Source organism: Variovorax sp. PDC80 (assembly GCF_900115375.1).
Lineage (GTDB): Bacteria > Pseudomonadota > Gammaproteobacteria > Burkholderiales > Burkholderiaceae_C > Variovorax.
On record NZ_FOWG01000002.1, the window covers coordinates 872,492 to 888,565 of the forward strand.

General features: G+C 71.3%; 16 protein-coding genes and 1 riboswitch. Of the genes, 8 read left to right on the plus strand and 8 right to left on the minus strand.

Going from position 1 to position 16,074, the window contains the following annotated elements; all coding sequences use genetic code 11:
* Window positions 1-3 precede the first annotated feature (3 nt).
* From cobO to BM109_RS09620, 7 genes are read right to left on the minus strand one after another with little or no spacing between them, the layout of a single operon-like run.
* Window positions 4-573, minus strand: a complete 570-nt coding sequence (gene cobO, locus BM109_RS09590) for a cob(I)yrinic acid a,c-diamide adenosyltransferase (protein WP_093342343.1) — start codon at window positions 571-573, stop codon at window positions 4-6.
* A gap of 34 nt (window positions 574-607) precedes the next feature.
* Complete coding sequence (locus BM109_RS09595) at window positions 608-1,390, minus strand: ABC transporter ATP-binding protein (protein WP_093342344.1); 783 nt, start codon at window positions 1,388-1,390, stop codon at window positions 608-610.
* A complete protein-coding gene (locus BM109_RS09600; RefSeq protein ID WP_093342346.1) occupies window positions 1,387-2,397 on the minus strand; it encodes a FecCD family ABC transporter permease in 1,011 nt (336 codons plus the stop codon). Before BM109_RS09600 ends, BM109_RS09595 begins: the two co-directional genes overlap by 4 nt.
* Window positions 2,397-3,260 (minus strand): ABC transporter substrate-binding protein, encoded by an 864-nt coding sequence (locus BM109_RS09605; protein WP_371268794.1) that lies wholly within the window; start codon window positions 3,258-3,260, stop codon window positions 2,397-2,399. The genes BM109_RS09600 and BM109_RS09605 overlap by 1 nt, the downstream gene beginning before the upstream one ends.
* Before the next feature lie 20 nt (window positions 3,261-3,280).
* Window positions 3,281-3,907, minus strand: coding sequence for a bifunctional adenosylcobinamide kinase/adenosylcobinamide-phosphate guanylyltransferase (locus BM109_RS09610; RefSeq protein ID WP_093342349.1), 627 nt, complete (start codon window positions 3,905-3,907; stop codon window positions 3,281-3,283).
* Window positions 3,849-5,192: a cobyrinic acid a,c-diamide synthase CobB gene (locus BM109_RS09615; protein WP_177239291.1), complete on the minus strand. Its 1,344-nt coding sequence runs from the start codon at window positions 5,190-5,192 to the stop codon at window positions 3,849-3,851. The genes BM109_RS09610 and BM109_RS09615 overlap by 59 nt, the downstream gene beginning before the upstream one ends.
* Before the next feature lie 38 nt (window positions 5,193-5,230).
* Window positions 5,231-7,189, minus strand: coding sequence for a TonB-dependent receptor domain-containing protein (locus tag BM109_RS09620; RefSeq protein ID WP_093342351.1), 1,959 nt, complete (start codon window positions 7,187-7,189; stop codon window positions 5,231-5,233).
* A gap of 95 nt (window positions 7,190-7,284) precedes the next feature.
* Window positions 7,285-7,534, minus strand: a riboswitch (cobalamin riboswitch).
* A 104-nt stretch (window positions 7,535-7,638) separates the two neighbouring features.
* On the opposite strand from BM109_RS09620, the gene BM109_RS09625 reads away from it, so the two are divergent.
* From BM109_RS09625 to BM109_RS09655, 7 genes are all read left to right on the plus strand, one after another.
* Entirely contained in the window at window positions 7,639-9,360 is a 1,722-nt protein-coding gene (locus BM109_RS09625) for a ClcB-like voltage-gated chloride channel protein (RefSeq protein WP_093342352.1), read from the plus strand.
* A 91-nt stretch (window positions 9,361-9,451) separates the two neighbouring features.
* Entirely contained in the window at window positions 9,452-9,676 is a 225-nt protein-coding gene (locus BM109_RS09630) for a hypothetical protein (protein ID WP_057594567.1), read from the plus strand.
* Window positions 9,673-10,017 (plus strand): cell division protein ZapA, encoded by a 345-nt coding sequence (locus tag BM109_RS09635; protein ID WP_093342354.1) that lies wholly within the window; start codon window positions 9,673-9,675, stop codon window positions 10,015-10,017. The genes BM109_RS09630 and BM109_RS09635 overlap by 4 nt, the downstream gene beginning before the upstream one ends.
* Before the next feature lie 573 nt (window positions 10,018-10,590).
* Window positions 10,591-11,412: a sulfite exporter TauE/SafE family protein gene (locus tag BM109_RS09640; protein WP_093342503.1), complete on the plus strand. Its 822-nt coding sequence runs from the start codon at window positions 10,591-10,593 to the stop codon at window positions 11,410-11,412.
* Window positions 11,413-11,593: 181 nt separating this feature from the next.
* Window positions 11,594-12,736: an FAD-dependent monooxygenase gene (locus tag BM109_RS09645; RefSeq protein ID WP_057594565.1), complete on the plus strand. Its 1,143-nt coding sequence runs from the start codon at window positions 11,594-11,596 to the stop codon at window positions 12,734-12,736.
* A gap of 13 nt (window positions 12,737-12,749) precedes the next feature.
* On the plus strand, window positions 12,750-13,145 hold the full coding sequence (locus BM109_RS09650) for a carboxymuconolactone decarboxylase family protein (RefSeq protein WP_093342355.1): 396 nt from the start codon (window positions 12,750-12,752) through the stop codon (window positions 13,143-13,145).
* Window positions 13,146-13,180: 35 nt separating this feature from the next.
* Window positions 13,181-14,170: a Bug family tripartite tricarboxylate transporter substrate binding protein gene (locus tag BM109_RS09655; protein ID WP_093342357.1), complete on the plus strand. Its 990-nt coding sequence runs from the start codon at window positions 13,181-13,183 to the stop codon at window positions 14,168-14,170.
* 9 nt (window positions 14,171-14,179) lie between these two features.
* Here the strand turns inward: BM109_RS09655 and BM109_RS09660 are convergent, their stop codons facing one another.
* Window positions 14,180-15,103, minus strand: coding sequence for a LysR substrate-binding domain-containing protein (locus BM109_RS09660; protein WP_093342358.1), 924 nt, complete (start codon window positions 15,101-15,103; stop codon window positions 14,180-14,182).
* A gap of 110 nt (window positions 15,104-15,213) precedes the next feature.
* On the opposite strand from BM109_RS09660, the gene BM109_RS09665 reads away from it, so the two are divergent.
* A complete protein-coding gene (locus BM109_RS09665) occupies window positions 15,214-16,041 on the plus strand; it encodes an alpha/beta fold hydrolase (protein WP_093342360.1) in 828 nt (275 codons plus the stop codon).
* The last annotated feature ends 33 nt before the right edge of the window (window positions 16,042-16,074 follow it).

Here is a 16,074-nt window from a genome sequence, read left to right on the forward strand (position 1 = left end):
GGTTCAATCCTCGATGCCGCGCTGCGCCGGGATGCCGGCCTTGAACGCGTGCTTGACCAGCGTCATCTCGGTCACGGTATCGGCGAGCTCGATGAGTTCGGGCGGGCAGCGGCGGCCCGTGAGCGCCACGTGCACATGTTTCGGCCGCGCGCGCAGGGTCTCGAGCACGCCCTCGAGCGGCAGCCAACCGTAGATCAGCGGGTAGGTGATCTCGTCGAGCACCACGAGGAAGTACTCGCCCGAGAGGATCGCGGCCTTCGCCTTCTCCCAGCCGTCGCGCGCGAGCTGTGCCGAGCGCTCGAGGTCCTGGCTCTTCCAGCTGAAGCCGTCGCCCAGGCCCTCGATCGGGATGCCGATCTGCTCGAACATGCGGTGCTCGCCGAAACGCGCGCTCGGCACCTTCATGAACTGGTAGATCTTCACGGCCTTGCCGCGGCCATGCGCGCGCAGCGCCAGCCCGAAGGCCGCGGTGCTCTTGCCCTTGCCGTCGCCGGTGTTGACGATGACGATGCCGCGGCGTTCGCCTTCGGGCTTTTCGTAGGGCTTCTCGCTGGGTGGGGTTTCTATCTGCATGGGAGGGTCTCTTTCAAGGCTGTCGAATGCGCATTCAGCGCGGCAACGCAATCCACTGCTCGGCCACGCGGTGCACGCGAATCCGGTGATCGAACACCTGCTCGAGCGCCGCATGCGTCGCGGGATCGCTGCTGCCGCCGTGGTGCACCACGCGGCCCTGGTCCATCACCACGAGTTCGTCGGCCGCCAGCGCCATGGGCAGTTCGTGCAGCACGCTGACCACGGTGCGGCCCGCGGCGACCAGCGCGCGCACGGTCTGCATCCAGTCGGCCTGGTGCGGCGGGTCGAGGTTGGCGAGCGGCTCGTCCATCAGCAGCAGCTCGGCCTCGACCGCGAGCGCGCGTGCCAGCAGCACGCGCTGGCGCTCGCCGCCCGAGAGCTGGCCCAGCGGCCGCTCACGCCAGTCCCAGGCCTGGGTGGCGCGCAGCGCGCGCTCCACGGCGGCACGGTCGGCCGCGTCGGGCGCGGCCAGCCAGCGCTGGTGCGGCAGGCGGCCGAGCATCGCGACGTCGTAGACCAGCAGGTCGTCTGCCGCGCCCTCGCCCGCCACGCCCTGGCCCAGCCACGAGAGGCGACGCGCGCGCTGGCGCGCCGGCAGCTTCGCCGCGGGCTCGCCGAACAGCCGCAGCTCGCCGCCGTGCGCGAGCAGGCCCGCCAGCACCTTGAGCAGGGTCGACTTGCCGGCGCCGTTGGGGCCGACGATGCTGGTCCAGCGCGCGGCGCCGATCGCGAGGTCGATGCCGTGCAGCACCTCGGTCCCGCCGAGCGCCGCGCTCACGCCGCGCACCTCGAGCGCCTGGGCGGTGGCGGCCGTCATGAGGCCGTGCCCCTCGCGGTGCGCCGGTGCATCAGCCACAGCAGGTAGCTGCCGCCCAGCACCGCGGTGAGCACGCCCACCGGCAGCTCCTGCGGCGCGATCAGCCAGCGCGCCAGCAGGTCGGCCGCCATCAGCAGCAGCCCGCCCATCGCGGCCGACAGCACGATCAGCCGCGCATGCGTGGTCTTGACGACAGAGCGCACCAGGTGCGGCGCGGCCAGGCCGACGAAGGCGATCAGGCCGGTCTGCGCCACCGCGGCGCCGGTGGCCAGCGCCAGCACCACCACCAGCGCGGCGCGCATCGCGCCCAGCGGCAGGCCCAGGCTGCGCGCGGTGGCCTCGCCGAGAGCGAGGCCGTCGAGCACCGGCGCCAGCGCCCAGGCCAGCAGCAGGCACAGCGCGCAGGCCAGCGCCATCACCGCGCAGGCGCTCCAGCCGACCAGGCCGGTGTTGCCGAGCGTGAAGCCCTGGATCGCCTGCAGGATGTCGGCCGAAGCGATGGTGATCAGGTCCTTCATCGCGCCCAGCACCACGCCCACGATCACGCCCGCGAGCAGCAGCCGCAGGGTCTGTTGCACGCCGCGCGCGAGCAGCAGCGTGAGCATCACGGCCGCCATCGAGCCGAGGAAGGCCGCGCCCGTGAGGCCCAGCCGCACCACCCACTGCGCACTGGCGGCCGAGCCGCCGAAGAACAGCAGCGCCAGCGCCACGCCCAGCGAGGCGCCCGAGGCGCTGCCGAGCAGGAAGGGATCGGCCAGCGGATTGCGGAACAGCCCCTGCGCCACCGCGCCGGCCAGCCCGAGCAGCGCGCCCGCGAGCCAGGCGCCGAGGGTGCGCGGCAGCCGGATGTCCCAGACGATCTGCAGCGCGACCGGGTCGTGGCGCGCCGACAGGAAGCTCTCGAAGCCGGTGCTGCCGATGCCCAGGCCGAGCAACAGCAAGGCGGCGCCGAGCATCAGCAGCGCGAGGCCGAACAGCACCACGCGGCGCAGGTGGCCCGCGGGCATCAGCGCGCGCCTCCCTTGTCTGCCTTGTCGCCCAGGCACTGCGCCATCAGCCGTGCCGCCTCGTCCATGCGCGGACCGGGGCGCACCAGCACGTCGGACTGCTCGGCCGTGAAGCGGCAGATGCGCCCCTCGCGCACCGCGCGCATGGTGCCCCAGCCCGGGCGCTGCTCGAGGCCCTGCGCGCTGCGCACGCTGACCATGATCAGGTCGGGATTGGCACGCACCACGTATTCGGGGTTGAGCTTGGGAAAGGGGCCGAGCGCCGCCGGCACGATGTTCCTGGCGCCCAGCCGCGTCAGCGTCTCGCCGATGAAGGAGGACTCGCCGGCCGCATACGGGCCGCTGTTGACCTCGAAGTACACGCGCACGCCGCGCGCGGCGGCCGGCAGCGACTGCGCCGCGGCCGACACCGCGGCATCGATGGCGCGCCAGACCGCCGGAGCCTCGTGGGTGCCGAGCACCTGGTCGAGCTTGCCGAGCACGCGGCGCACGTCGGCATGGTTCTTCGGTTCGAGCACCAGCACCTTGAGGCCCAGCGCCTCGAGTCGCTCGGTCACGCGCGAGGACTTGGCGAGCAGCACCACGTCGGGCTTGAGCGCCACCACGGCCTCGACGTTGGGGTCGATGCCGCCACCGAGTTGCGGCAGGCCGCGCACCGGGGCCGGCGAATTCGAATAGCGGTCGACGCCGACCAGCCGCGCGCAGGCACCGAGCGCGCAGACCGATTCGGTCAGCGAGGGCAGCAGGGTCACGATGCGCTGCGGCGGCTGCGGCAGCTCGACGGCCACGCCGCGTTCGTCGACAACTTCGAGCGCGCTCGCGGGCGGCGACCACAGGCCCGTGGCGAGTGCCAGTGCCGCCATCGCGGCGACGAGAAAGCCTTTCATCGGCCCGGCTCCTTCAGGGTCAGCGGCAGGCCCGCGGCCATCAAGGTGACGCGGTGGCAGACACCGGCCACGTCCTGGTTGAGCCGCCCCAGCGCATCGACGAAGGCGCGCGTCTCGCGGCCCAGCGGGATCACGCCCAGGCCGATCTCGTTGCCCACCAGCACCACGGGACCGCGCGCATCGCGCAGCGCGCCCAGCAGCAGGTTGATGTGCGCGGTCGGCGTGCGCGAGACCGGCCGCGCGCCCTCGCCGCGCAGCGGCATCAGCAGGTTCGTGAGCCACATCGTGAGGCAGTCGACCAGCACCAGCGATTCGGGCGTGCTCTGGGTCACGATGGCGCGCGCCAGCTCGACCGGTTCCTCGATGGTGCGCAGGCTGGGCACGCGCTCGGCGCGGTCGGCCTGGTGGCGCACGATGCGCTCGCGCATCTCGTCGTCGTAGGCCTGCGCGGTGGCGATCAGCACCGCGCGGCGCTGCTTCGGCGCGGCCGCGAGCCAGTCGGCGGCGCGCTGCTCGGCGCGGCGCGACTTGCCGCTCTTCTGGCCGCCGAGGATGAATTCGTGTTCAGGCGTCAACGCGATGCTCCTGGGCAACCGGTGCCCCGGTTTCGAGCGGCGCGGCATCGAACAGCCGCGCGGTGGCTTCGGGACTGGAGGCGAACCAGGCGTGGAAGTAGCTCGCGCGCACGGGGCCGCGCACGTAGAGCGCCTCGCCGCCGGCCATGCCTTGCGGGCGGCGCGAATGGGCTGCCGGCACCAGCGGTGTCTCGCAGCGCGAATAGTGGAAGGTATGGCCGCGCAGCGTGTGCGCGCCCAGCGCGAGCGCCTGCGGGCCGAGCCCGGCGAGCCGCTTCTGCAGCGTGACGCGCCCGGGCAGCAGGCCCCACAGCGCATGCACCTCGACGTCACCTCCGTCTCCGGGCACCGCGATTTCGTCGAACAGCGCCATCATCCCGCCGCATTCGGCCCAGATCGGCCGGCCCGCGGCCGCATGGGCGGCGAGCGCGTCGCGCAGGTCCGAACGCCGCGCGAGCGTGGCGGCATGCAGCTCGGGATAGCCGCCGGGCAGCCACAGCGCATCGCAGTCCGGCAGCGCCTCGCCGGCCAGCGGCGAGAAGAAGGCCAGCCTGGCGCCGAGCGCGTTCAGCGTGTCGAGGTTGGCCGGGTAGATGAACGAGAAGGCCGCGTCGCGCGCGATGCCGATGGTGCGGCCCGCGAGCAGCGGCGCGATCGGTGCGAGCTCGCCGGCCGGCGGCGCTTCGAAGCGCACCTGCGGCAGTTGCAGCGACCCCAGCGGCGTGCCAGCCAGCGCATCGGCCACGCGATCGAGCCGCTCGGCCGCGTCGCCGAGTTCGTGCGCCGCCACCAGGCCCAGGTGCCGTTCGGGCAGCGAGAAGCCCGCGTCGCGCGGCAAGGCGCCGAGCCAGTCCGCAGGTTCGCGCAAGGCGCCACGCAGCATGTCGGCATGGCGCTCGCCGGCCACGCGATTGGCCAGCACGCCGGCCCAGGGCAGCCCGGGCCTGAAGCTTTGCAGCCCATGCGCCAGCGCACCGAAGGTGCCGGCCATCGCATGGGCGTCGATCACGGCCAGCACCGGCAGGCCGAAGCGCTGCGCCAGGTCGGCCGCGCTCGGCGTGCCGTCGAACAGGCCCATCACGCCCTCGACGATCAGCAGGTCCGACTCGGCCGCGGCCGCATGCAGCCGCGCGCGGCAGTCGGCCTCGCCGGTCATCCACAGGTCGAGCGAATGCACGGGCGCGCCGGTGGCGAGCCGCAGCCAGTGCGGGTCGAGGAAGTCGGGTCCGCACTTGAAGGCGCGCACGCGCCGGCCCTGGCGCGCATGCAGCCGCGCGAGCGCGGCGGCCACGGTGGTCTTGCCCTGCCCGGAGGCGGGCGCGGCCACGAGCACGGCGGCGCAGCTCGCCGCGCGATCAGGCAGGTGTTGGCTTACTGGGGCGTCCACTTCAATCCGACGTACGCGTTGCGGCCACCGGTGACGTAGCCGCGCGCGAGCATGTAGTCCTTGTCGCCCGCATTGTCGATGCGCGCGACCAGGTCGACGTCGCGCACGATCTTCGTGCTGGCCACGAGGTTCAGCAGCGTGTAGCCGCCGAGCGTGCGCGTGTTGGCCGCGTCGTCGTAGCGCTGGCTCGAGGTCTGCACCTCGGCGCCCAGCGTCCAGCCGCCGAGGCGCCAGTCGGCGCCCAGCGTGGCATAGCGCTTGGCGCGGCGCGCAAGCAGCTTGTCGGTCGCCAGGTCGCGCGGGTCCTGGAAGTCGAGCGAGGCGCGCAGCGTGACGTCGCCGATGCGGTGGCCGGCCGAGAGCGTCACGCCCTCGTAGCGCGCCCGCGCGGTGCTGCCGTAGCAGCCGAAGGACGAGGCGCAGCCCTTGGCGGTCGAGTCGAACACGATCAGGTTGCGCACCTGGTTGCGGTAGACCACGATGCCCGCGTTGGTCGGGCCGTCGGTGTACTTGAGGCCGAGCTCGACGTTGCGGCTCGACTCGGGCTGCAGGTCGGGCTTGCCGTATTCGCTGAAGCGCTGGTAGAGCGTGGGGGCGCGGAAGGCCGTGCCGGCCGACGCGGTCACGCGCAGCTTCGGCGTGATCGCGAAGCCGTAGGCGGCGCTGCCGGTGGTCTTGCCGCCGAACTCGCTGTCGTCGTCGTGGCGCACGTTGAGCTGCAGCGAATGCGGGCCCTGCACGAAGCCGTAGCCGAGCGAGACGGCATCCTGCGAACGCTTGCGCGCCAGGCCCTTGTCGGTGCTGCTGGTGGGCGCGTTCTCGAGCCGGTCCTCGCGGCGCTCGAGCGCGGCCGTCACCAGGTGCGGGCCGAAGCGCAGCTCGTTCTGGAACAGGTAGCCGCGCAGCCGGGTCTCGGTGCGGTAGTACGAGGGCATGGTGCTGTAGACCGACTGCGAATCGGTCACCTGCAGCCGCGTGCTGTAGACCTCGTTCCACTGCGCCGACCAGGTCAGGCCGCCGGTACGCAGCCGGTTGCGGCTCTGGTCGTCGAGGTAGTAGGCCGGCGGCTTGCTGCCGGACTTGGCGGCGTCGTAGCGCGCCTGCGTGTCGCTCGACAGCGCGGTGGCCTCGAGGCGCTGGCCGGGCGCGATCTGCCAGCCCAGGCGCACATTGCCCGAGGTGGTGTTGTAGCCGTCGCGATCGGGGCTGGTGAAGCCGTCCTTGGGCAAGGTGCGCTTCTCGAGCGGCTGGATGTTGAAGCCGCGGCTCTCCTCGTGGGCCACGCCGAACGAATAGTCGAAGGCATTGGCCTTGCCGCTGATCGCGGCCTCGGTGCGCGAAAGACCATGGCTGCCGAAGCCCACGCCGATCGAGGGCGACACGCCCTCCTCGCCGCGCTTGGTGAACAGCTGGATCACGCCGCCGATGGCGTCGGACCCGTAGACCGCGGCGGCCGGGCCGCGCAGCACCTCGATGCGGTCGATCTGCGCCAGCGGGATGCTTTCCCAGGCCGCGCCGCCGGTGGCCTGCGAGTCCACGCGCACGCCGTCGATGTAGACGGCGGTGAAGCGCGTCTCGGCGCCGCGGATGTAGACGCTGGTCGAGTTGCCCACGCCGCCGTTGCGCACGATCTGGATACCGGCCTGGCGCGCGAGCACGTCGGCCACGCCGGTGGATCCGCTGCGCTCGATGGTCTCGCGGTCGATCACCGAGACATCGGCCACCAGGTCCGACAGCGGCTGCGCGGTGCGGGTGGCGGTGACCACCGTCTCGCCGAGCACGCCGGGCTGTTGCTGTGCCGAAGCGACCGATGGCAGCTGGGCCAGCAGCAGGCCGCCGAAGGCCGGCACCAGGGCCAGCGGCAGGCCGGCCAGGCGCGCGCGCAAGGAGGACGCAGAAACGCGAGCGCGCGAACGGCGCGAGAAGGAAACGCAGGAAATCATGGAATGAGCGAACGAACGTCTATGCCCCTTGCCGGCCTCCCCGCCGGCGCCCGGGGCGCCATTGGCTCGTGCATGCATCGACGAAGCGAAGGGCATGCGCGAACCGCCTTGTTGGCCGGTATCCGGGCTGGCAGACCGGCCCTCGCCGCCTTCCCAGGCGCCTGTTTCAGGGCGCCCAGTGGCTCGTGTGGAGAGGGTGGCGCCTTGCGGCGCCGTCTGCTTGACCGTTGCGGGGGCAGCGCAGGCGGCTTCGGTGCCGGCGCGCGGCCGGTCCCTTCACTCCTGCTTCCCGTTGAACCGCGGCGCGTGAACCACGCCGCAGGCACCAACGGGCGAGATTCTAGGCGCTGCGCCACGCGCTTTAAGTCGAAAGTTGCGTGCGCCCGACGTTCGCCGCGTCCCGCGCACTAACATCGACAGGCTATGGGATGCCATCACCACCGCCCCGCATGACCCTGCGCTCCTCGCTGCTGCTGCGCCTGCGCTCCGCCCTGCAACGCCTGTTCGGCGTCTCGGGCTGGCAGTCGATGCTGCTGTGGTCCATCGTCGCCGGCCTGCTCGGCACGCTCGCGACCGAACTGTTCCGCGCCACGCTGCGCGGCTTCGAGCACCTGGTGCTCGGCCCCGGCGACAGCCTGGTCGCGATGGCGCGCGCGCTGCCGTGGTGGGCGCGCATCGCCTTCCCCGCCGCGGGCGGCCTGGTGGCCGGCGGGCTGCTCGTGCTCGCGAAGCGCGTCGCGGTGCGCAGCGCCACCTCCGACTACATGGAAGCGATCGTGCTCGGCGACGGCCGCATCCCGGTCACGCAGACGCTGGTGCGCAGCGCCTCCTCGCTCGTGAGCATCGGCACCGGCGGCTCGATCGGCCGCGAGGGCTCGATGGTGCAGCTCGCCGCATTGGCCGCCTCGCTGCTGGGCCGGGTGTTCCGCTTCCCGGTCGAGCGGCTGCGGCTGCTGGTGGCCTGCGGCGCGGCGGCCGGCCTCACGGCCGCGTACAACGCGCCGATCGCGGGCGCCTTCTTCGTCGCCGAGATCGTGCTCGGCTCGATCGTGATGGAGAGCGTGGGCCCGATCCTGATCGCGGCGGTGGTCGCCAACATCGTGATGCGCGCCCTGCCCGGCTACCAGCCGCCCTACCAGATGCCGGTGTTCCCCGAGCTGCATGGCGCCGAGATCCCGCTGTTCGCGCTGCTCGGCGTGCTGCTGGGCTTCGCGGCCGCGGGCTTCCTGCGCGCGCTGCAGGGCAGCCGGGCGCTGTTCGCGCGGCTGCCGTTCGCGCTGCCGTGGCGGCTCGCGCTCGGCGGGCTCGCGATGGGGCTGGTGTCGGTGCCCTGGCCCGAGGTCTGGGGCAATGGCTACAGCGTGGTCAACGCGGTGCTGCACACGCCCTGGACCTGGACCCTGATCGCGATGGTGCTCGCGGCCAAGCTGGTCGCCACGCTGGCCACGGCCGGCTCGGGCGCGGTGGGCGGCGTGTTCACGCCCGCGCTGTTCTTCGGCTGCATGGTGGGCGCGCTGTTCGGCCATGCCGCGCAGGCGCTGTGGCCGCATGCGGTGTCGGCGCCCTCGGCCTACGCGGTGGTGGGCATGGGCGCCTTTCTCGCGGGCGCGACGCAGGCGCCGCTGATGGCGATCCTCATGATCTTCGAGATGACGCTCAACTACCAGGTGATGCTGCCGCTGATGCTGGCCGGCGTGATCGCCTATTTCGTCGCGCGCTCGGCCAATGCGGGCTCGATGTACGAGATCACGCTGCGCCGGCGCGAGCAGCAGGACGAGCAGTTGCGGCTGCGCGCGCTGCACATCCGAGACCTGGTGCAGCCGGCGCAGACGGTGGTCGGCCCCGAGGCCGATCGCGAGGCGATGAGCCGGCTGTTCCTGCAGCACCCGGTGAAGTACCTCTACGTGGTCGATGCGCAGCAGCGCTACCTCGGCGTGGTGCCCCTCTCGGCGCTCGGCACGGCCGCGGCCGAAGTGCGCGCGGCGGACCTGCTGTCGCAGGCCATCGCGCCGATCACCGCCGACACCAGCCTGGGCGAGGCGCTGCAGCGCTTCCTCGAGCACCTGGGCGAGCGGCTGCCGGTGATCGAGAGCGCGGCGAACCCGGTGCTGCTAGGCGTGGCGGCCAAGAGCGCGTTGCTCGCCACCTACGTGCGGCTCAGCGAAGTTTGATGGCGCGGCGCGCAGGCCGCAGAATGCCGTGCCAGGCGCGGCGGGTGCCCCGGAGGACCGCCGCTTTCACGGGAAACTACAATCGCGCACCATGCCCGCCTCCAGCCCCATCGACCAGATCGCCGAGCGCGTGGAACGCCTGCTCTTGCGTCACGAAGAGGTGCAGCGCACGAATGCGCTGCTGCAGGAACAGGTCGATGCGCTGACGCGCGAGCGCGATGCACTCAAGTCGCGGCTCGCGGCGGCGCGCACGCGGCTCGATGCGCTGCTCGAGCAGCTGCCGGCCGTACCTCCCTCCGAAGATTCCCCCGCATGAAGCAGATCGAAGTTCAGATCATGGGCCAGAGCTATCTGCTCGGCTGTCCCGATGGCGGCGAAGCGCAATTGCGCGATGCGGTCGAACGCGTGGATGCGGCCATGTGCAAGATACGCGACGCGGGCAAGGTCAAGGCGCGCGATCGCATCGCGGTGCTGGCCTCGCTGAACCTGGCCTTCGATCTCGCGGCGCAGGAAGCCACGGCGAAGGCCGCGCCGCCCGCCGAACCGACCACGGCCCCGGCCGCGGCACCCGCCGACGACGGCGCGGTCGATCCGAAGGCCACGCAACTGATCCACAAGCTCGACCAGGCACTGGCCGGCGACGGTCATCTGCTCTGAGCTGATCCGAGCATCAGCGCGCTTTCTTTCTCTCATTCGCAGAGATCGGCGCGCACTGCAAGAACTTCGATGCAAACCTGCCCGCGCCGCAGGGATTCCACCAAAAAAACCGGGAGCCGCCCCAGCGCGAAGGCGTAAAATCGTTCCTGTCTGCGGTGCGCGTTGGGCTTTATATGTCCTTGTTCCAATGCTCTACGGAGCCGGGCTTGGTATATCGCTCGACGGGTGTGATCATCTCGCGTCAGATGAACCCGAAGTCTTGCTGCCCTCGCCCACCTGAACCCCGGTTCAGGATGCGAGTCTGACGCCCATTCGCAGACACCTATTCCTCTTCGCTGCGCTGAATGCGCATCGAACATCGGCGGTCCCCGGCATGGCGGGATCGCCCCAAGAACCCACGCTGTATCCGCCTCGATACATCCGATCCTGGCTGCTGCGCGACCGTGCGCGCCGGGCCGCAGCTACGTTTCAGATAGCATTGCGGCCCACCCCCCTCCCTCTGTCCCTCGAACCGAGGCCCGTTGCCATCGTTGCACGGCGCCCTTGCCTTACCCGAAAGTCCGTGGCGTGAACGTGACCAGCCTGCTCGACCCCCTCCTGATCGCCGAACTGGTCGCCCTCGGCCTCGGCACCGGTTTTCTCGCGGGCCTGCTCGGCATCGGCGGCGGCATGGTGATGGTGCCGTTCATCACGATCATCATGGGCCACCGCGGCGTGCCGGCCGACCTCGCGGTGAAGATGGCGATCGCGACCTCGATGGCCACCATCATCTTCACCTCGGTGTCGAGCGTGCGCGCGCACCACAAGCGCGGCGCGGTGCGCTGGGACATCGTCAAGCGCCTCGCGCCCGGCATCGTGATCGGCAGCCTCGTGGGCAGCCTCGGCATCTTCGCGCTGCTCAAGGGCACGGCGCTGGCGATCGTGTTCGCGCTGTTCGTGGGCTTCTCGGCCACGCAGATGTTCCTCGACCGCAAGCCCAAGCCCACGCGCCAGATGCCGGGCACCGTGGGCCAGCTCGGCGCCGGTGGCGCCATCGGCCTGGTCTCGGGCCTGGTCGGCGCGGGCGGCGGCTTCATCAGCGTGCCCTTCATGACCTGGTGCAACATCTCGATCCACAACGCGGTCGCCACCAGCGCCGCGCTGGGCTTCCCGATCGCGGTGGCCAACGTGGCCGGCTACGTGATCAGCGGCCAGACGGTGCAGGGCCTGCCGGCCGGCTCCTTCGGCTATATCTGGCTGCCCGCGCTCGCGGTGATCGCCGTGTGCAGCGTGCTGACCGCGCCGCTGGGCGCCAGAGCCGCGCACAACCTGCCGGTGAAGAAGCTCAAGCGCGTGTTCGCGAGCATCCTGTACCTGCTCGCGGCCTACATGCTCTGGAAGGGTCTGCGCGGCTGATTGCGCGGCTCTCTTCCGACCTCTTCCGTCTCCCTTTTCTCGATGTCACGACGCGCCCGGCCGGCGCGTCGTGCGCTTGCGCGCGCCGCAGTTTTTCTCAACCAGCGCCAGCAAATCTCGATGGTTCGCACCGGCCGAAAGCCGGACCATTCCGTTCACGCCAACCACACGAGGAACGGACATGAGCAAGAGACTTTCGGTCGCCATCATCGGCGCCGGCATGGGGGGCCTGGCCACGGCCGCGGCGCTGCGCCGCGTCGGCATCGACGTCATGGTCTACGAACAGGCCGAGAAATTCACCCGCCTGGGCGCGGGCATCCAGATCGGCTGCAACGCGATGCAGGTGCTGCGCGGCCTGGGCCTCGAGGCGCGCATGCGCGCCGAGGCCTTCTACCCGCGCTCGTGGAACAACAAGGACGCCTACACCGGCGAGGTGCGCTTCGACATGATCTTCGGCGAGACCGCCGAGCGGAAGTTCGGCGCGCCCTACCTGCTCGCGCACCGCGGCGACCTGCATGCCGCGCTGCACAGCGCGGTGCCCGACGAATTCATCCGCCGCGGCCACAAGCTCGCGGGCTTCTCGCAGGGCGACGGCGGCGTCGAGCTGCGCTTCGCCAACGGCGCCACCGTGCATGCCGACGCGGTGGTGGCGGCCGACGGCGTGCACTCGCTGGTGAAGGACCAGCTGTTCGGCAGGTCCGAGCCCAACTTCACGGGCCGCATCGCCTACCGCACCACCTTCTCGGCGGCGCTGCTCGGCGGCCAGGAGATCGACCAGTGCACCAAGTGGTGGGGCAAGGACCGCCACATCGTCATCTACTACGTCAAGCCCGACCGCAGCGAGGTCTACTTCGTGACCAGCCAGCCCGAGCCCGGCTTCCGGCTCGAGTCGTGGTCCACCAAGGGCGACATCCATGCGCTGCGCGAGGCCTTCGCCGACTTCCATCCGCAGGTGCGCCATGTGCTGCAGTCCTGCCCCGAGGTCCACAAGTGGGCGCTGGTCGACCGCGACCCGCTGCCGCGCTGGAGCGAAGGCAACATCACGCTGCTCGGCGATGCCTGCCACCCGATGACGCCCTACATGGCGCAGGGCGCGGCGATGGCGATCGAGGATGCGGCGGTGCTCTCGCGCTGCCTCCAGGGCACCGACCGCGACGGCGTGGCCGAGGCCTTCCAGCGCTTCGAGGCCACGCGCAAGCCGCGCACTTCGAAGGTCCAGCTGACCTCGCGCACCAACACCTGGCTGCGCGATCCGCAGGACTCCGACTGGGTCTATGCCTACGACGCCTGGAACACGCCGCTGGCCGAGCCGGCCGTGGCCTGAAGGGAGCGACGACATGGCAGACAAGACCCACACCTCGGCGAAGTTCCAGCGCGGGCTTGCCACGCGCAAGGCGGTGCTCGGTGCCGAGTATGTCGAGAAGTCGATCGCCGAGGCCGACGACTTCAGCTGGCCGATGCAGCAGCTCACCACCGAGTACTGCTGGGACGAGATCTGGAACCGCCCGGGCCTGGACCGGCGCAGCCGCAGCCTGCTGAACCTCGGCATGATCAGCGCGCTCAACCGGCCGCACGAGCTGCGGCTGCATGTGCGCGGCGCGATCAACAACGGCATCACGCCCACCGAGCTGCAGGAAGTGTTCCTGCAGGTCGCCATCTACTGCGGCGTGCCCGCGGCGCTCGACAGCCTGCGCAACGCGCGCGAGGTGCTCAAGGAGATGAAGCTCGCCTGAAGCTTCGCCCTTTAAAAAACATCGGAGACAACGCAATGGACAACCAGGCAATGCTGAGCCGCCGCGCGCTGCTCGCGCTCGCGGCCGCGTCGATGGGCACGCCGGCGCTCGCGCAGCCGGCCGCGTCACGCGGCAAGGTCACGAAGATCCTCGTGGGCTTTCCGCCGGGCCAGGCCACCGACATCGTGGCGCGGCTGATGGCCGAGAAGATGCAGGCCGTGACGGGCGAGAACTACATCGTCGACAACAAGCCCGGCCAGGGCGGCAGCATCGCGATGGGCCAGCTCGCGAAGTCGCCCAACGACGGCTCGGTGATGATGCTCACGCACATGTCGGCCGTGGCCACCAACCCGCACCTCTACCGCAGCGTGCCCTACGACTCGCTCAAGGACTACGAGGCGGTGGGCCTGGTCGGCGACCTGCCCTTCGTGCTGGTGTGCCATCCCTCGCTGCCCTTCACCGACGCGCAGGGGCTGGTGGCCTATGCCAAGGCCAACCCGGGCAAGCTCACCAATGCCTCCTCGGGCAACGGCACGGTGTCGCACCTCGCGATGGAGGAGCTCAAGCGGCGCGCGGGCATCGACATCGTGCACGTGCCCTACAAGGGCAGCGCGCCGGGCCTGACCGACGTGGTCGCGGGCAATGTCTCGCTGGCGCTCGAGACCGCGGCCGGCGTGCAGGCCTTCGTGCAGGGCGGCAAGCTGCGCGCGCTCGGCGCGGCCACCGCGAGCCGGCTCGACGCGCCGCTGGCCGTGCCCACGCTGATCGAGCAGGGCTTCGCCGACTTCCGTGCCTCGACCTGGCTGATGCTGCTCTACCCGGTCGGCACCTCGAAGACGCTGGTGGCCTCGACCCATGACGCGATCGCCAAGGCGATGCGCAAGCCCGAGGTGGAGCGGCGCATGCGCAGCATCGGCGCGCTGCCGCGCTACAGCGCCAGCCCCGAGGAAGCCGCGGCCTACGTCGCCAGCGAGTTCAAGAGCTGGGGCGAGCTGGTGCGCCGCAGTGGCGTGCAGATGGACTGAGCGGCGCGCTCAGGACGACGGGGCCTGCGAGCGCAGCCATTGCTGCATCGAGGCCTCGGTGTCGCTGCCCTCGCGCACCAGCCATTCGCAGAAGCTCTCGGTCACCGGGTCGGCATGGGCCGTGCTCGCGAAGTAGCGCCGCTGCTTGGCGGCCAGCACGCCGAAAGGCGCGCACAGCCGGCCCGCGATGATGTCGTCGAAGGCGAGGAACAGCGGCACCAGCGCCAGGCCCAACCCGTCGATCGCGGCCTGCAGCGCGAAGTACATCTGCTCGAAGCGGATCGCGCCGCCGGGCTTGAGCCCGGCCACGCCGGCCGCCGCGAGCCAGTCCTCCCAGGCATAGGGCTCGGTGGCGAAGCTCACGAGCGTGTGCGCGGCCAGGTCGCGCGGCTCGCGCAGCCGGCCACCGTCGAGCAGGTCGACATGGCACACCGGCAGGATCAGCTCGCTCATGAAGGGCCGCGACACGCAATGCGGCGGCGGCTCGAGCGCGCCCGCGATCGCGATGTCGTAGCGGCCCTCGTCGAAGTTGACCGGCGCCAGCAAGGTGGTGAGCCGCAGGTCGACCTCGGGCCGTCTGCGCTGGAAGGCCGGCAGGCGCGAGAGCAGCCAGCGCATGGTGAAGGTCGGCGGCGCGTTGATGCGCAGCGCCGTCGGCACCGCCTGCTCGCGCAGCTGCATCGAGGCCACCGCCACGCGGTCGAGCGTGGCCGTCAACTCCGCGAGGTAGAGGCGCCCGGCCTCGGTCAGCGCAAGCTGCGAGGAGGTGCGCCGGAACAGCGGCACGCCCAGCCATTCCTCGAGCAGCGCGACCTGGCGGCTGATGGCGCCGTTGGTCACGCTCAGCTCTTCCGCGGCGCGCGTGAAGCTCACGTGCCGGCCCGCGGCCTCGAAGGCGCGGATCGCGTTCAGGGGTGGAAGTTTTCTCGACATGGCGGGGCGACTGTAGGCCGCGATGGGTGCAAGCGGGTTGCGTTTTTCTCAACGGGCTTCAGTTTTACTCGGTGGTGGAGCCTGGGGAAAGCGCCGAGACTGGCGCCCTCATGACGACCACCCAGCACCTCTTCCTGCCGAGCGCGGCCTGCCGTGTCGCGGTCCATATCGACGGCCCCGCGGACGGCCCCGTGGTGCTGCTCGCGCACGCGATCCTGTCTTCGTCGGTGCTGTGGCACCGCCAGGCCGGGTGGCTGGCCGCCGAGGGCTGGCGCGTGCTGCGGCCCGACACGCGCGGCCATGGCCGGTCGGAGGCGCCCTCACCGCCATCACTGCCCTGGCGCATGGGCGACCTGGCGCGCGACGTGGTCGAGGTCCTCGATGCGCTCGACATCCGCGCGGCGCACTACATCGGGCTCTCGCTCGGCGGCATGTGCGGCTTCGCGCTGGCCGAACGGCATCCCGAGCGCCTGGCCAGCCTGTGCCTGTGCGACTGCCGCGCCGACGCGCCCGCGGCCTTCGCGCAGCCCTGGGACGAACGCATCGCGCTCGTCGAGGCCCAGGGCTGCGAAGCGCTCGCGGGCCCGACCATCGAGCGCTGGCTGGGCCGCGGCTTCATCGAGGCCCATCCCGCCGAGGCGCAGGCCCTGCATGCGGCCGCGGCCGGCACGTCGCGCGAGGGCATGGTCGGCTGCGCGCGCGCGATCCAGCAACTCGACCACCGCGCGGCCGCGCGCGGCATCCGCATGCCCACGACCTTGATCGCGGGCGCCAACGACGGCGGCCTGCCCGATGCGATGCGCGAGCTGCAGGCCGAGATTCCCGGCGCCTCTCTGGAGATCGTTCCCGACGCGGGCCACCTGCCGAACATCGACCAGCCCGAGCGCTTCGATGCCGCGCTGCGCGCCCACCTGCGGCGCGCGCGGCAGGCGGCCTGAGCCGCAAGCACCCGCAAACGGTGTTGACTTCGT

Excerpts from the sequence above, each read along its gene's own strand:
- cobO (WP_093342343.1), bottom strand. The coding sequence starts at position 573 with ATGCAGATAGAAACCCCACCCAGCGAGAAGCCCTACGAAAAGCCCGAA.
- BM109_RS09595 (WP_093342344.1), bottom strand. The coding sequence starts at position 1,390 with ATGACGGCCGCCACCGCCCAGGCGCTCGAGGTGCGCGGCGTGAGCGCG.
- BM109_RS09600 (WP_093342346.1), bottom strand. The coding sequence starts at position 2,397 with ATGCCCGCGGGCCACCTGCGCCGCGTGGTGCTGTTCGGCCTCGCGCTG.
- BM109_RS09605 (WP_371268794.1), bottom strand. The coding sequence starts at position 3,260 with ATGGCGGCACTGGCACTCGCCACGGGCCTGTGGTCGCCGCCCGCGAGC.
- BM109_RS09610 (WP_093342349.1), bottom strand. The coding sequence starts at position 3,907 with ATGCCGCGCCGCTCGAAACCGGGGCACCGGTTGCCCAGGAGCATCGCG.
- BM109_RS09620 (WP_093342351.1), bottom strand. The coding sequence starts at position 7,189 with ATGATTTCCTGCGTTTCCTTCTCGCGCCGTTCGCGCGCTCGCGTTTCT.
- BM109_RS09625 (WP_093342352.1), top strand. The coding sequence starts at position 7,639 with ATGACCCTGCGCTCCTCGCTGCTGCTGCGCCTGCGCTCCGCCCTGCAA.
- BM109_RS09630 (WP_057594567.1), top strand. The coding sequence starts at position 9,452 with ATGCCCGCCTCCAGCCCCATCGACCAGATCGCCGAGCGCGTGGAACGC.
- BM109_RS09635 (WP_093342354.1), top strand. The coding sequence starts at position 9,673 with ATGAAGCAGATCGAAGTTCAGATCATGGGCCAGAGCTATCTGCTCGGC.
- BM109_RS09645 (WP_057594565.1), top strand. The coding sequence starts at position 11,594 with ATGAGCAAGAGACTTTCGGTCGCCATCATCGGCGCCGGCATGGGGGGC.
- BM109_RS09650 (WP_093342355.1), top strand. The coding sequence starts at position 12,750 with ATGGCAGACAAGACCCACACCTCGGCGAAGTTCCAGCGCGGGCTTGCC.
- BM109_RS09655 (WP_093342357.1), top strand. The coding sequence starts at position 13,181 with ATGGACAACCAGGCAATGCTGAGCCGCCGCGCGCTGCTCGCGCTCGCG.
- BM109_RS09660 (WP_093342358.1), bottom strand. The coding sequence starts at position 15,103 with ATGTCGAGAAAACTTCCACCCCTGAACGCGATCCGCGCCTTCGAGGCC.
- BM109_RS09665 (WP_093342360.1), top strand. The coding sequence starts at position 15,214 with ATGACGACCACCCAGCACCTCTTCCTGCCGAGCGCGGCCTGCCGTGTC.